The sequence below is a fragment of the Rhizobium sp. NXC14 genome (assembly GCF_002117485.1).
Lineage (GTDB): Bacteria > Pseudomonadota > Alphaproteobacteria > Rhizobiales > Rhizobiaceae > Rhizobium.
Map to the genome: position 1 here is coordinate 170,708 of NZ_CP021030.1, position 14,175 is coordinate 184,882.

Annotated in this window: 17 protein-coding genes; 1 reads left to right on the forward strand and 16 read right to left on the reverse strand. The window is 62.7% G+C overall.

What is annotated here, in order from left to right:
* Positions 1-5: 5 nt before the first annotated feature.
* The 15 genes from NXC14_RS00805 to phnG all read right to left on the reverse strand — a co-directional run bounded on the left by NXC14_RS00805 (position 6) and on the right by phnG (position 12,631).
* Positions 6-551: a GrpB family protein gene (locus NXC14_RS00805; RefSeq protein WP_085776544.1), complete on the reverse strand. Its 546-nt coding sequence runs from the start codon at positions 549-551 to the stop codon at positions 6-8.
* Positions 521-1,126 (reverse strand): phosphonate metabolism protein/1,5-bisphosphokinase (PRPP-forming) PhnN, encoded by a 606-nt coding sequence (phnN, locus tag NXC14_RS00810; protein ID WP_085776545.1) that lies wholly within the window; start codon positions 1,124-1,126, stop codon positions 521-523. The genes NXC14_RS00805 and phnN overlap by 31 nt, the downstream gene beginning before the upstream one ends.
* Positions 1,123-2,262, reverse strand: a complete 1,140-nt coding sequence (locus NXC14_RS00815) for an alpha-D-ribose 1-methylphosphonate 5-triphosphate diphosphatase (RefSeq protein WP_085776546.1) — start codon at positions 2,260-2,262, stop codon at positions 1,123-1,125. Before NXC14_RS00815 ends, phnN begins: the two co-directional genes overlap by 4 nt.
* Before the next feature lie 13 nt (positions 2,263-2,275).
* A complete protein-coding gene (locus NXC14_RS00820; RefSeq protein ID WP_085779919.1) occupies positions 2,276-2,971 on the reverse strand; it encodes a DUF1045 domain-containing protein in 696 nt (231 codons plus the stop codon).
* Positions 2,972-3,111: 140 nt separating this feature from the next.
* Positions 3,112-4,455: a phosphonate ABC transporter, permease protein PhnE gene (gene phnE, locus NXC14_RS00825; RefSeq protein ID WP_085776547.1), complete on the reverse strand. Its 1,344-nt coding sequence runs from the start codon at positions 4,453-4,455 to the stop codon at positions 3,112-3,114.
* A gap of 7 nt (positions 4,456-4,462) precedes the next feature.
* Positions 4,463-5,422: a phosphonate ABC transporter, permease protein PhnE gene (gene phnE / locus NXC14_RS00830; RefSeq protein WP_085776548.1), complete on the reverse strand. Its 960-nt coding sequence runs from the start codon at positions 5,420-5,422 to the stop codon at positions 4,463-4,465.
* A gap of 64 nt (positions 5,423-5,486) precedes the next feature.
* On the reverse strand, positions 5,487-6,392 hold the full coding sequence (gene phnD, locus NXC14_RS00835) for a phosphonate ABC transporter substrate-binding protein (protein ID WP_085776549.1): 906 nt from the start codon (positions 6,390-6,392) through the stop codon (positions 5,487-5,489).
* An 88-nt stretch (positions 6,393-6,480) separates the two neighbouring features.
* Positions 6,481-7,326, reverse strand: coding sequence for a phosphonate ABC transporter ATP-binding protein (gene phnC, locus NXC14_RS00840; protein WP_198175523.1), 846 nt, complete (start codon positions 7,324-7,326; stop codon positions 6,481-6,483).
* A 118-nt stretch (positions 7,327-7,444) separates the two neighbouring features.
* Positions 7,445-8,062: a DapH/DapD/GlmU-related protein gene (locus tag NXC14_RS00845; RefSeq protein WP_085776551.1), complete on the reverse strand. Its 618-nt coding sequence runs from the start codon at positions 8,060-8,062 to the stop codon at positions 7,445-7,447.
* Complete coding sequence (phnL, locus tag NXC14_RS00850) at positions 8,059-8,766, reverse strand: phosphonate C-P lyase system protein PhnL (RefSeq protein ID WP_085776552.1); 708 nt, start codon at positions 8,764-8,766, stop codon at positions 8,059-8,061. The genes NXC14_RS00845 and phnL overlap by 4 nt, the downstream gene beginning before the upstream one ends.
* A gap of 24 nt (positions 8,767-8,790) precedes the next feature.
* Positions 8,791-9,567, reverse strand: a complete 777-nt coding sequence (gene phnK, locus NXC14_RS00855; protein WP_085776553.1) for a phosphonate C-P lyase system protein PhnK — start codon at positions 9,565-9,567, stop codon at positions 8,791-8,793.
* The gene (locus NXC14_RS00860) at positions 9,564-10,439 is read right to left on the reverse strand and encodes an alpha-D-ribose 1-methylphosphonate 5-phosphate C-P-lyase PhnJ (protein ID WP_085776554.1); all 876 of its coding nucleotides are present in this window, start codon (positions 10,437-10,439) and stop codon (positions 9,564-9,566) included. Before NXC14_RS00860 ends, phnK begins: the two co-directional genes overlap by 4 nt.
* A complete protein-coding gene (locus NXC14_RS00865; protein ID WP_085776555.1) occupies positions 10,436-11,542 on the reverse strand; it encodes a carbon-phosphorus lyase complex subunit PhnI in 1,107 nt (368 codons plus the stop codon). The genes NXC14_RS00860 and NXC14_RS00865 overlap by 4 nt, the downstream gene beginning before the upstream one ends.
* Positions 11,543-11,546: 4 nt before the next feature.
* Positions 11,547-12,155, reverse strand: a complete 609-nt coding sequence (phnH, locus tag NXC14_RS00870; RefSeq protein ID WP_085776556.1) for a phosphonate C-P lyase system protein PhnH — start codon at positions 12,153-12,155, stop codon at positions 11,547-11,549.
* Entirely contained in the window at positions 12,155-12,631 is a 477-nt protein-coding gene (phnG, locus tag NXC14_RS00875; RefSeq protein ID WP_085776557.1) for a phosphonate C-P lyase system protein PhnG, read from the reverse strand. The genes phnH and phnG overlap by 1 nt, the downstream gene beginning before the upstream one ends.
* A gap of 109 nt (positions 12,632-12,740) precedes the next feature.
* Here phnG and phnF point away from each other — a divergent pair, with 109 nt between their 5' ends.
* A complete protein-coding gene (gene phnF, locus NXC14_RS00880) occupies positions 12,741-13,478 on the forward strand; it encodes a phosphonate metabolism transcriptional regulator PhnF (RefSeq protein WP_085776558.1) in 738 nt (245 codons plus the stop codon).
* A gap of 55 nt (positions 13,479-13,533) precedes the next feature.
* Here the strand turns inward: phnF and NXC14_RS00885 are convergent, their stop codons facing one another.
* On the reverse strand, positions 13,534-14,169 hold the full coding sequence (locus tag NXC14_RS00885) for a 2,3-bisphosphoglycerate-dependent phosphoglycerate mutase (RefSeq protein ID WP_085776559.1): 636 nt from the start codon (positions 14,167-14,169) through the stop codon (positions 13,534-13,536).
* Positions 14,170-14,175 lie beyond the last annotated feature (6 nt).

The following is a 14,175-nucleotide window of genomic DNA, read 5'->3' on the forward strand; positions in this document are numbered from 1 at the left end:
CGGTTTCATGTTTTCAACGTAGCCAATCTTATCGTTTCCTCGACGAAGGCTGACTTGCCGCCGGTATAGAAATCCCAATCGCCGTCCGCCTCAGCGGCCAGGCGGCGTTTGAGGTCGGCATAGGCCTTGGCCTTTGCGGGATGGTCTCTGAGGTAGTTGCGAAACAGGATGCGTTGCCGATGCGCGGGATTATCGGGTGCGCAAACATAGAGCCTGTACCCGCAAGCCTCGCGGTTGCGGGTAAAGACCCAACGGCCGTCTCTGTGAGGGTCACCGTGAAATGCGAAGTCGGCAGCGCGTACCAATTCTATCGCTGCCGGTAAGGCGTCGTCAGATACCACGACGTCATCGAGGTCGATTTTCGGCTTGGCTGCAAGTCCAGGCACAGATGTGCTGCCGATGTGGTCGATGGACTGCACGAGATCACCGAGCAGGACGGAGACCTCGGCGCTGATTGCGGCAAAGAGCAGTGGCCAGGAAGTGTCGTAATCGACGACTTTGATGGCGCATCCTGGCCTCCCTACTGTGGTCGCTGCACTTCGGCCAGCAATTCGTCCAGAATTGCGATCATCTTCTGTTCGGCCTCTTCCAGCGAACCGCTATTGTCGAGTTCCGTCACGTCATAGTCGCCGCGCACGGTCAGCGGGCCGCGGGCAAGCCTGGCCATGATGTCCTCGTGTGTCTCCCGGCCGCGCGCTTCCAGCCGGCTGGCGAGCACTTCCGGGCGGGCCGTGACATTGATGACCTTCAGCCGCGGGAAAGCGGCCTGGAAGCGGTGAAGCGCCGAGCGCGAGCCGTTGGCCACGACGATATGGCCTCTCGACAGCGCCACCGATACTTCGGCCGGAATGCCGTATTTCAGGCCATGCGCCTCCCACCACACGGCGAAGGAGCCTGATTGCTCCATGGCGGCAAAGCCTTGGAGGGAGACGGAAAGATGATCTTCGCCGCCGGCATCGCGGTGGCGGGTGATGACGCGGCGGGCGAAATGGACGTTGTCGCGGCCGGAAAAACACCGCGCAGCGAGGTTCATCAGCGTGTCCTTGCCGGCGCCGCTCGGCCCGACGACGACGACCATGATGCCGCGTTCGGCTCCTGCTGCCGCATGGGGTTCGTGTGGCGTCATGCGACACGGCGTCCCTGGCGCCAGACGGAGCGTGTCACCGGCACGCCGTGCGAGCGGTGGACACGGACGAGATCGGCGCGCAGCCCGGTCGCGATCCGGCCGCGATCATTGAGGCTGACAGTGCGGGCAGGCGTCGACGTCACCATCGCGATCGCTTTCGGAAGGGTGATGCTTTCCACCTCGTCGGCAAGGATGAAGGGTGCATGCAGCAGGCTCAGCGGCACGTAGTCGGAGGACAGAACGTCGAGCACGCCCATTTCGGCGAGATCGCGGGCGGCGATGTTGCCGGAATGGGATTTGCCGCGCACGATGTTCGGCGCCCCCATCAGCACGCTCATGCCGTGCTCGTGCGATGCCCGGGCGGCATCGAAGCTGGTCGGAAACTCGGCAAGGCGCACGCCATTGTCGATCGCCTCGTCGACATGGGAGAGTGTGGCGTCGTCATGGCTTGCGACCGTGATGCCGCGCTCGGCGCAGACCTTGGCGATGGCGTTTCGATGTGGCGTCGAATTGCGCGCCGATTCCGCCTGGCGCTTGGCGACGAAACGGGCGAAGGCCTCGTCGCTCAGGCCCCGCTTCTTCTGATAGTAGAAGATGTATTGATCCATCGTCTGGAACTGCCGCTGGCCGGGCGCATGATCCATCAGCGAGACGAGCCGCACATGCGGATCATTTTCGAAATCGGCGAAATGTTCAAGTACATTGTCGGCCGATACCTCGCAGCGCAGGTGGATGAGGTGTTCGGCGCGCAGCCTGCCTTCCTTCTCCGCCGATTGGATGGCGTCGGCCATCTCTCGCATCTCGCCATGTTCGAACCCGCCGTCCTCGTCCGCGCCCATGCGCAGGCAGTCGAAGACCGTCGTGATGCCCGATGTGACGATCTGGGCGTCATGCGCCTGGACGGCAGCCGTCTTGTGCCAGCGGATGCCCGGACGCGGCTGATAATGGCCTTCGAGATGGTCGGTATGCAGTTCGACAAGGCCGGGAATGACGTAATCCCCCTCGAAATCTTCGCCGGCTACCGAATTGCCTTCAGAGATATCGGCGATCTTGCCGTCGCGGATGAGGATCGATCCTGAAAGGATGTCGTCCTCGAGAACGATGCGGGCGTTGGAAAAGACGGTCTCTTTGCTCATATTGTCAGGTCTTTCAGTTTTTGGCGCCGGCAAGGGGCAGCCAGGAACGAACTTTGAACGGGGCGCCGCGCGTCTCCTCGATGAAGACGGCGAGACCGGAGATCGAAAGCGGCCGGCCGGTGAAACCGGCAAAACGTTCCGCCAGGATTGCTCTCATGACCTCGGCGCGCTCTGCAGGCACCTGCCCGCTCAGTGTCATGTGGAAACCGAAATCCTCCATGACGTAAGGATAGCCCCAGCGCTGCAGATTGGCGCGCTGGCTGTCGCTGAGCCTTTCCGGATTGCGGCGCGCGATATCGGCCTCGGACAGCGTTGCGCGGAACGGCTCGAAGGACTTTACCACCTTCGCTGCGAAATCTTGAAGAGGTTGATGAAGAGAAGCCGGAACAAGGGCAAAAAATCGACCGAGCTGACCGAGGACGAGCTGGGGTATCTCGAAGGCCGGGGTCCGGGCGGCAAACTCCTCGGCAAAGGCCATGAGATCCCTTTCGGTGACTGAACCGGCAAGCGAAAACGGCGCCTTGATCGTCGCGTGAAAGCCGTAGCGTCGCGGGTCGGCGGTCAGCTCGAACTGCTCTGCCGCACTCAGCCTCTGATGTTCGGGTGCAGGATAGGTTTCGCCGGTGAAAGCATCGCGGCCGAGCCAGAGCGAAGCCGCGCCGGTCAGGGGATCATCCTTCGGCGGCGAAAAATAGAGAGCGTAGCGCAAGGCTTTTGTCCTGGGGATCGTCGAAACGGGGAGCGCAATGTGCAGTGATTTGGCGGCGAACCGCAAGCAGGCTCCCGGCTAAAAGATTTCCGTGACAGAATGATGATGACGGCCGCGCCGCCACCGCCTTCATCGAGTGCTCAGTGCGAATTCTTGCCCATCAGCCGATGGCGCAGCGCGTTCGATGCGGCGTCGAACAGGAAGACGACGATCAGGATCAGAATGACCATATAGGCGACGTTTTCCCAGTTGGCGTTGGTGCGCATTGCCTCCCAGAGTTTGAGGCCGATGCCGCCTGCGCCGACAGCGCCGATGATCGTGGCGCCGCGCACGTTCGATTCCCACTGGTAGAGCGTCTGGCTGACGATGACGGGGACGATCTGCGGCATGATGCCGTAACGATGGACGAGCACCGTCTGGGCGCCGGTCGATTTGATGCCTTCTCGCGGCTTGTTGTCGATGTTCTCGAGCCCCTCGGAATAAAGCTTGCCGAGCGTGCCGGTCTCGGTGAGGAAGATCGCGCCGCTGCCGGCAAGCGGCCCTGGGCCGAAGGCGCGTGTCAGGAAAAGCGCCCAGATCAGCATGTCGACAGAGCGCAGGAAATCGAAGAAGCGCTTGAGAATCTGGTTCATGATGCGGTTCGGCGTGATGTTGCGTGCCGCCAGAAAGGCGAGCGGGAAGGCGGCGAGGGAGCCGAGCAGCGTTCCGAGAAAGGCCATGACGATCGTCTGGAAAAGCTTGGTCCAGACGTCGCCGTGCTGCCATTCGCTGTTGTTCCAGATGTCATCGAAAGCGAGCGACAGGTTGGACTGGTCGGGCTTGATGCGCGGGCCGGAGACAATGAGGCCAAGGACGTCGCCGACCGGCTTGTCGAAGAATGACGATTGCGTGTCGAAGAGGAAATTTGCCCAGCCGAGGAAACGCTTGCGAACTTTCACGCGATCGACGGAAATGCTGACGTCGCCGGCAAAGCCGAGATCAGCGAGCACGTTGTCGTCATAGACCGTCATCCAGCTCGGCACCGGGCCGACCACCTCGGGCGCGCCGCTCGAAACGTTGACCGGGACGCTGACGCCGTGCGCGGTCACGATCGTTTCGCTCTTCGAAACGGTGATGCTGCGGCTGGTGCCGCTGACGGAAACGGTGATGCTGCCATCGGGATTGTTGACCACCCAGTCCGGATGCGGATTGTCGCCGAGCGGCGAGAAGCGGGGATAACGCACCTCGATCGAGCCGTCATCCTGGATGCGGAAGTCCGGCTGCACATCATAACTCACCCATTGGCTGAGATAGATGCCAACGCGCTCCCAGTGGGCTTCGGCAAGAAGCTTGGGCAGGTCAAAGAACCAGACGGCGTAGAGGCCGTAGAGGAGGCTCGCACTGAGGATCATCAGCCCGCCGAAACGCTGGCGGAACGACCGGTGGAAATATTCTGGATAGCGCGCTTCAATCTCATGCATGCGGTTTGCGTCGATCACCGTCATGGCGGCCTCAATGTTGCAGAAGGAAGGCGTGTTCGCCGACGAGACGGCGGCGCAGCCAGGCGGAGAACTGGTCAGCGGCGATGATCGTCACGAACAACAGGAGTACGAGGGCAACGGTCTTTGCGCCGAAGCCGCGCGAGATCGAAAGCTTCAGCTCTTCGCCGATGCCGCCGCCGCCGACGGCGCCGATGATGGTCGAGGCGCGCACGTTGATCTCCAGGCGCAGCAGCGCATAGGAGGTGAAATTCGGCAGCACTTGCGGCAGGACGGCGAAGCGCACCCGCTCCCACCAGTTGGCGCCGACGGCCTTCATCCCCTCATGCGGCTTCATGTCGATGTTTTCGGCAACCTCGTAGAAGAGTTTGCCGAGCGCGCCGATCGTGTGCAGGGTGATGGCGATGATGGCGGCGACCGGCCCGATCGACAGGATCGCCGAAAACAGGCCGGCGATGACGATTTCCGGGAAGGCGCGCAGGAATTCCATCAGCCGCTTGGTGAAGACGCGCAGCGGCCACGAACTCGTCAGGTTGCGCGCCGCAAAGAAGCTCAAGGGCACGGCAAAGACGAAGGCGATGACAGTCGAGATCAGCGCCACGTTGATCGTGATGATCATCAGCTCGAAATATTCCGGGATGTAGAAGTCTCCCCAGATATAGACGCGGCCTTTGATGAAGTTGAATTCCTCGCCGCCCTTGTCGTTGACGCTCGCTATGTCGAAGATCGCGCGCCAGACGTCGTTCCAATCCTTGGGGATGAGCCAGCTCAGGAAGTCGAATAGGTGCGGCAGGCGTTCGAAGAAATGGCCGGCATTGCTCTCATCGGCAAAGCGGACGGAGCTCACGAAAGCCGCGATAAGGATAACCAGGCCGAGCACGGTGTAGAAGCGGCGCTTGGCGACCATCCGGTCCCAGGCGGTGCCGATCTCCTGCGTGCTCTGCATGTGCGGCTGTGTGTCGGCAATGGTCATGGACGCTCCGCGGATAACAAACAAAGGGCGGCCGTTGTCAGCCGCCCCCGTATTCAAAAGGCGATCAGCCGCCGATGGCCGCCTTGCGAACTTCGACGACGGCCTTGTAGAAGTCGTGCTTGACGGGAGCGTAGCCCTTGTAGTCGCCGCCTTCGACAGCCGAGAAACACTTGTGATCCTTTTCCGGCAGGGCCGTGAAGAAGGCTGCGAGCTTCGTCTGCCACTCCTGGCCGAGAGCGTTGCGCACGACCAACGGGCCGTTCGGGATCAGCGGCGAACGCCAGACTTCAACGAGCTTGTTCGGATCGACGGCGCCCTTGTCGACTTCCTTGCGGAACGTGCCGGAAGTGTAGCCATCCTTGAAGTCGCCGATGCCCGACGAGTCGTCGACGGCGACATCGACCTTGCCGTCATAGGCGGCAAGCAGGTTGTTTTCGTGACCGCCGTTGAATTGGGTCGAGGCAAAGAACTTGTCGTTCGGCATGCCGGTGTCCTTCGGGATCTGAGTCAGCGGCACGAGGTAACCGGAGGTGGAGTCCGGATCGGCGTAGCCGAGCTTCTTGCCCTTGGCGTCCTTGATGGTCTTGATGCCGGAGGACTTCAGTGCGAGGCCGATCGAGTAATAACCCGTCGAACCGTCTTTCTGCTGCGTCGTCAGGATCGGCGTAACAGCCTTCGGATCCTTCAGGTAGACGGAGGCGTAACCGGAAGCGCCGAGTTCGGCGAAGTCGAGCGTGCCGCCGAGCAGGCCCTGGATAACGCCGTCATAATCGGCGGCCGGGAAGAGCGAGACCTTCTCGAAGCCGAATTCCTGCTTTAGGTGGTCGGCGAGGCAGGCATAGTTGCGCAGGCGGTCAGTTTCATTTTCGCCGCCAAGGATGCCGATGCGGAATTCCTTGAGGTCTGCGGCATTGGCGGCGCCGGCGAGCGCAAACAGCGCCGTTGCCGCAAAGAGTGCTTTCTTCAACATGCGTTCTCTCCTATCGACCGGTGTCTCCGGCCTTCCCGTTACGAAGAAGTGTGCCCTTAACGCGGGCGTTCGATCGCGGCCGCCTCTGTCAGAGACCAGCCAACGCCAGCCGCTGGACGCCGGCGGATTGATTGTTGGCGCCCTCGGGAGCGATATTGATGGAGGTCGAGGTCATCGTTTCGTCGATGCCGGCGCCGTCCTTGTCCGTGCCGTAGATTTCCTTCACTGCTTCGGCCGTCAGCTCCGAGGGCTTGCCGTCGAAGACGACGCGGCCGCCGGCCATGCCGACGATGCGCTCACAATAGTTGCGGGCGGTGTCGAGCGTATGCAGATTGGTGATGACGGTGATGCCCTCACGCTCGTTGATGTCGCGCAGCGCATCCATGACGATCTTGGCGTTCAGCGGATCGAGCGAGGCGATCGGTTCGTCGGCGAGCACCATCTTCGGGTTCTGCATCAGCGCGCGGGCGATCGCCACGCGCTGCTGCTGGCCGCCGGAAAGCGTGCCGGCCGGCTGCAGCGCCGTCTGCTCGATGCCGAGGCGTTCGAGTGCCGCGATCGCATGCACGCGCTCCTCGCGGGTGAAGACGTTGAGGAGGCTCAGAAGCGTCGGGCGGTGATTGAGGCGGCCGAGCATGACATTGGTCAGGACATCGAGGCGCGGCACTAGGTTGAACTGCTGGAAGATCATCGCACAGTCGCGCTGCCAGTTGCGCAATGCCTGGCCTCGAAACCCGGAGACCTCGACGCCGGCGAAATGAATGGAGCCGGAGCTCGGCTCCTGCAGGCGGTTGATCATGCGCAGCAGCGTCGACTTGCCGGCGCCGGAGCGGCCGATGATGCCGACCATCTGACCCTGGGGAATGGTGAGGGTCACGGCATCGACGGCGAGCTTTTTTCCGAAACGACGGGTGACATCCTTCAGCTCGAACATCATGCTGGTCCCTTGCACTTCAGGCCTTGGTCAGCACCGCATTAGTCCCGCTTGATGAACCTCAAATGTCAGATTTGTGTAAGAAGTGTCACAAATCTCCGCGCTGCGGAGGCGGTGTCTAGCCCTCGTAGCGGGCTAGAAAATCTTCCACGCTTAAGTTGCGGAAATCTTGCAAAGCCAGGCGCAACCGGTCGTGTTGCCAATCCCACCAGGAAAGTCTGTCCATGCGTTCGCCGATCTCTTTCGCGAAACGTTCGCGGATGAGCTTGGCCGGCACACCGCCGACGATCGTGTATGGCGCAACGTCCTTCGATACGACGGCCCCGGCACCGATAACGGCGCCGTTGCCGACTTTGACGCCGGGCAAGATGGTCGCACCATGGCCGATCCAAACGTCGTGGCCGATCGTCACCCGGTTTGCGCGCCGCCAGGCGAAGAAGTCCGTCTCCATGTCGGCGTCGGGCCAGTAGTCGGCGGCGCGATAGGTGAAATGATGCAGGGTCGCGCGCCAGGTCGGATGGTTGGTGGCGTTGATGCGCACGGCGGCGGCGATATTGACGAACTTGCCGATCGTCGCGCACCAGACGGCCCCGTCCTGCATGATGTAGGAATAGTCGCCGAAGGTGGCTTCGCTAATGCGGCAGCGTTCTGAGACCTCGGTGTAGCGCCCAAAGATAGAGTCGCTGACATCAGCCGTTTCGTGGATATAGGGCTCGGTACCCAACTGGCGGCTCATGCGGCGATCTTCCGAGGAGAGAACTGCTGGACGTCGAGGATGCGGTCGGCGACGGCCTCGCGCACTTCCTCGTCGTGGAAGATGCCGAGAAGGGCGACGCCCGCCTTCTTCTTCTCCGCGATCATGCCGACGACAACGGCGCGATTTTTCGCATCGAGCGAGGCTGTGGGTTCATCGAGGAGCAGGATCGTATGCTCGGTGATGAAGCCTCGGGCGATGTTGACGCGCTGCTGCTCGCCACCGGAGAAGGTGGCGGGCGGCAGCTGCCACAGCGCTTCCGGCAAGTTGAGCCTGGCGAGCAGGGCGCCTGCCTTTTCCCGTGCAACGACGACATCTTCGCCGCGCGCCACGAGCGGCTCGGCCACCACGTCGATTGTCGCCACGCGCGGCACAGTGCGCAGGAATTGGCTGACATAGCCGAGCGTATTGCGGCGAACGGTGAGCACGGTGCGTGGATCGGCGGAGGCGAGATCGACGATCCGCCCGTGGTGGCGAATGAGGATCTGACCGGTGTCGACGGCATAATTGCCGTAGATCATCTTGAGCAGCGAGCTCTTGCCGATGCCCGAGGGGCCGCCGAGCACGACGCATTCACCCGCAGATACCGAGAAGGCGACATCCGAGACGACAGGCAGCCTGATGCCGTCGCGCAGGTGCATGGTGAAGCTCTTCGAGACTTCGGAGACGACGAGGGGCGTTGGCATGATTTGGGTTTCCTGGTTTCTAGCTCAGACCTGCAGGATCGAGGAGACGAGCAACTGCGTGTAAGGCTCTCTGGGATCGTCGAGCACGCGGTCGGTAAGACCCTGTTCGATGACGTAGCCGTCCTTCATCACCATCATGCGGTGCGAGAGCAGGCGAGCGACGGCGAGATCGTGGGTGACGACGATGGCCGAGAGGCCGAGATCGTTGACGAGGCCGCGCACGAGATCGAGCAGGCGCGCCTGCACCGATACGTCGAGGCCGCCTGTGGGTTCATCCATGAAGACCAGGCGCGGACCGGTGACGAGATTGCGGGCGATCTGCAGGCGCTGGCGCATGCCGCCGGAAAAGGCGCGCGGCTGGTCGTCGATGCGGTCAGCGTCGATCTCGACGCGTTCGAGCCAGTCGATGGCGGTAGAGCGGATCTTGCCGTAGTGCCGGTCGCCGATCGCCATCAGCCGTTCACCGACATTGGCACCCGCCGATACGGTCATGCGCAATCCATCGGCCGGGTTCTGGTGCACGAAACCCCAGTCCGTGCGCATCAGGAATCGGCGCTCCGCCTCGTTCATGCGGTAGAGGTCGCGGTAGTTGCCATCGCGCATGTGGTATTCGACGCTGCCGGTCGTCGGCATCAACCGGGTGGAGATGCAGTTGAGCAGCGTCGTCTTGCCGGAGCCGGATTCGCCGACGATGGCCAGCACTTCGCCGGGCCAGAGCTCGAGGGAGACGTTCCGGCAGCCGATGCGTTTGCCGTAGAACTTCGAGAGGTCGTTGACCTTGAGAAGCGGTATATCGGTCATTCTGCAGCCTCCCGGGCCAGCATTTCGCCGGCATGCCCCTGGGCTCGGCGGTCTTCGCAATGGTCGGTATCGGAGCAGACGAACATGCGCCCGCCCTTATCGTCGAGGATGACCTCGTCGAGGTAGACATCCTCTGCGCCGCAGAGCGCGCAGGGCCTGTCGAAGCGCTGGATCTCGAAGGGATGGTCTTCGAAATCCAGGCTGACGACATCGGTATAGGGCGGCACCGCATAGATTCGCTTTTCGCGGCCGGCGCCGAAAAGCTGCAGCGCTTCCGACTTGTGCATCTTCGGATTATCGAATTTCGGCGTCGGCGAGGGATCCATCACGTAGCGGCCATGCACCTTGACCGGATAGGCATAGGTCGTGGCGATGCGGCCGTTGCGGGCGATATCCTCATAGAGCTTCACATGCATGAGGCCGTATTCCTCGAGCGCATGCATCTTGCGCGTCTCGGTCTCGCGCGGCTCAAGGAAGCGCAGCGGCTCGGGGATCGGCACCTGATAGACGAGCACCTGGCCGGGCCCGAGCTTCTCTTCCGGGATGCGGTGGCGCGTCTGGATGATCGTCGCATCGCTGGTGCGCGTCGTCACCGCGACATTGGCGACCTTCTGGAAAAAGGCGCGGATGGAGACAGCGTTGGTCGTGTCATCGGCGCCCTGGTCGATGACTTTCAGAACGTCATCCGGCCCGATGATCGAAGCGGTCACCTGCACGCCGCCGGTGCCCCACCCGTAAGGCATCGGCATTTCTCTGCTGGCAAAGGGTACCTGGTAGCCGGGAATGGCGATGGCTTTCAGGATGGCGCGGCGGATCATCCGCTTGGTCTGTTCGTCGAGATAGGCGAAGTTGTAGCTGGCGAGATCGCTCATTCGGCGGCTTCCTTCATCTCTTCGCCGCCGTTGCGGGCGGCTTCAAATTCGCGACGCATGCGGCGGACGAGATCGAGTTCGGCCTGGAAATCCACATAATGCGGAAGCTTCAGATGCTCGACGAAACCCGTTGCCTGAACGTTGTCGGAGTGTGAAATGACGAATTCCTCGTCCTGTGCCGGCGCGGTGATATCCTCGCCGAGCTCTTCGGCGCGAAGGGCCCGATCGACCAGCGACATTGCCATCGCCTTGCGTTCGCTCTGGCCAAAGACCAGACCGTAGCCGCGGGTGAATTGCGGCGGCGCCTTCGCCGAGCCCTTAAACTGGTTGACCATCTGGCATTCGGTGATCTGGATCGTGCCGAGCGAGACCGCGAAACCGAGCTCAGGCACGTCGAATTCCACCTCGACTTCGCCGATGCGGATCTCCCCGGTGAAAGGATGGTTGCGGCCGTAGCCGCGCTGGGTTGAATAACCGAGCGCCAGCAGGAAGCCCTCGTCGCCGCGGGCAAGCGCCTGTAGGCGCAGATCGCGGGTCATCGGGAATTCCATCGGCTCGCGGGTCAGGTCGCCGATCTCGTTGTCCTCGGGCATGTCGCCGTCGGCCTCGATCAGGCCCTCCTCGCCGAGGATTTCGGAGACGCGCATGACGCGGCCGGTCTCGGCCGGACGCTGGGCCGGCGCCTCGACCGCTTCGTCCTCAAGCAGGGAGGGATCGAGCAGCCGGTGGGTATAGTCGAAGGTGGGGCCGAGCAGCTGGCCGCCCGGCAGATCCTTGTAGGTCGCCGAGATACGGCGTTCGATCGCCATGCCAGCCGTGTCGAGCGGTCTGGAATAACCGAAGCGCGGCAGCGTCGTGCGGTAAGCGCGCAGCAGGAAGATCGCCTCGATCATGTCGCCGCGCGATTGACGGACGGCCAGCGCTGCGAGAGTCCGGTCGAAAAGCGAGGCCTCGGCCATGACGCGGTCGACGGCGAGGGCGAGTTGTTCGACGATCTGGTCGATGCCGATCGCTGGCAGCGACCGGTCACCGCGGCGACGGTCGGCGAGCAGACGGTGGGCATTGGCAATGGCGGCCTCGCCACCCTTGACGGCAACATACATGAGCTCAGATCTCCGTTGCTGTGATCTTGGTGGTGCGAGGCAGGCAGACAAAGCGCTTGCCCGATGTCAGCACGATGTCGATGCCGCGCGGAAAAAGCGCGCGGTTCTCGGTCCAGAGCCGTAGGAATGTCTCCGGCAGGCCGGCCGGCGCGATCTCGGTCACGTTTTGGATGCCGGGGCCGATCAGCGCCAGCCTGCGTCCGCCTTCGAGGTCGGGAAGCTCGATGACGACAGTCGTCGAGCGGTCGGGATATTCCTGCGTGCCTGACGCAAACAGGCCGAAGGAGCAAAGTGCAGTGCCCGCCTCGATGAAGGCAAAGCGCGCATCCGCCTTTTCGGCGGTCAGCGGGGCGCCGGTGTGGAAGCCGAGCCAGTCCGGCATAGCGGCTTTCGCCAGTCCCGAGGTCAGCCAGACTGGTGTGTCATGGTCGCAAAGAGTGAGCGCGATCGTGCCGGCGGCAACACCGAGCGGCGCCGGCGGGTCGATCTCGGGCTCAACGGTCTGGACGGTGCCGGGGCGGGCCATGCCGTCCATCAGCATCTTGAAGACGCTCTGCGCGTGGAAAACCGGATCGGTAAAGCCACCGGTAAAAACTTCTGTCGTCAGACCCATCAGTTGTCCCCCCGCACCACGGTGAAGAAGTCGACGCGGGTTGCCGCCGTCTCATCCGCCTTGCGACGTTCGGTGGTGGCGATCCTTTCCTCGATCGGCAAAAGCAGCGCCTGTTCGACGAAATCTCTGGTCGCCTCTTCCTGCCAGAGCGCGTCGAAGATCGCCGCAAGACGGGCCTTCTCCCGGTCGGTGCCGAGCGCCTGCGCATGACCGATGGAGCCGGACTCGAGCCGCACCGTTGCGCGCGTCACCGTCACCTCGCCGAGATTAAAGGGAGCTCCGCCGCCGCCGACGCGGCCGCGCACCATCACCAGTCCCGTCTCCGGTCCGCGCACCGGATAAGTCACGGGCTTTTGCGGCAACGCGTCCCAGGCCGCCTGGAGTTCGCTCCGTTCCGCACGCGCCAGCAGATCGGCGGCGCGTTTGCGCTCCAAGACCGTCTGTGAGGCGGCGTCTGTCTTGTCCGCTGATATCATCGCTGCTCTTCCTCGAAATGTCCATTGATATAGACAACCATACAAGCTATACCTAGCCTTAAATCGGTGTCGTGACAAGCGTGTGACATTGTGAGCAGGGCAGGGCGGAATGGCAGGACTGAAGCAGGTGCAGAGGCAGACGGGTGTGGCGCTGTGGCGTCAGATCGCCGATCGGATTCGCGAGGCGATCGGCAACGGAGCCTATGACGAAACCGGAATGGTGCCGCCGGAAATGGTGCTGGCGCTGCAATTCGGCGTCAACCGCCATACGGTTCGCAGTGCGCTGGCTGCGCTGGCGCAGGAGGGAATCGTGCGTGCTGTGCAAGGTCGCGGCACGCTGATCGAGCGCAAGGAGCGGCTGAATTTCCCGATCACCCGGCGCACGCGTTTCACCGCCGGCATCGGCGATCAGGCGCGCGAGATGCGCGGCCTTCTGCTCGATGAGGCGCAGGAGGAGGCGAGCGCCGACGTTGCCCGTTGGCTGGGCCTGAAACAGGGTGAGCAAGTGATCCGGCTGGAAACATTGCGCCATGCCGACAGGCGGCCGGTTTCAAAGGCGACGAGCTGGTTTCCCGCCGAACGTTTCGCCGGGATCGGTGAGTCCTACCGCAAGCACGAATCGATCACCAAGGCTTTCGCCGAGCTCGGCCTCGGGGACTACGTCCGGGCGACGACCGAGATAACAGCCGCCCATGCTGCGACAGCCGACCTTGCAGATCTGGAACTCACTCCCGGCGCGATCCTGCTGATCGCCAAGGCGATGAACACCGATCTCGACGGCGTGCCGGTGCAATATTCGATAAGCCGCTTCGCAGCCGACCGAGTGCAGTTCACGATCGAGAACTGAGGCCAGGAATTGAGACAAGGCGCGCCGACCCGTTCGGTGGCACGCCTCACAGAATTCAGTGTGCGCCGGACATATCGCCCAGCACTTCTTTGGAGGCGACGGTGGAATCCGCGTTCAGCTTGTAAACCATGGGAACGCCGGTCGCGAGGTTGAGGGCGAGCACGCCTTCTTTGGTCAGCTTGTCGAGCACCATGACCAGCGAACGCAGCGAATTGCCGTGTGCGGCCACCAGCACCTTTTCGCCGCGCAGCACGCGCGGCAGGATCTCGGTGAGATAGTAGGGCCAGACGCGGGCGCCGGTATCGCGCAGGCTTTCACCGCCGGGCGGCGGCACGTCGTAGGAACGGCGCCAGATATGCACCTGTTCCTCGCCCCATTTGGCGCGCGCATCGTCCTTGTTGAGGCCGGAGAGATCGCCGTAGTCGCGCTCGTTCAGCGCCTGGTCGCGGATGGTTTCGAGATCGGGCTGGCCGACCTTGTCGAGGATGAGCTTCAGCGTGTGCTGCGCGCGCACCAGCGCCGAGGTATAGGCGACGTCGAACTTGATCCCGTATTCGGCAAGCGCAGCGCCGCCGTCCTTGGCTTCCTGGACGCCAAGTTCCGTCAGGTCAGGGTCCTTCCAGCCGGTGAAGAGATTCTTCAGGTTCCAGTCGCTCTGGCCGTGGCGAACGAGGACGAGGGTACCGCTCATGAATAT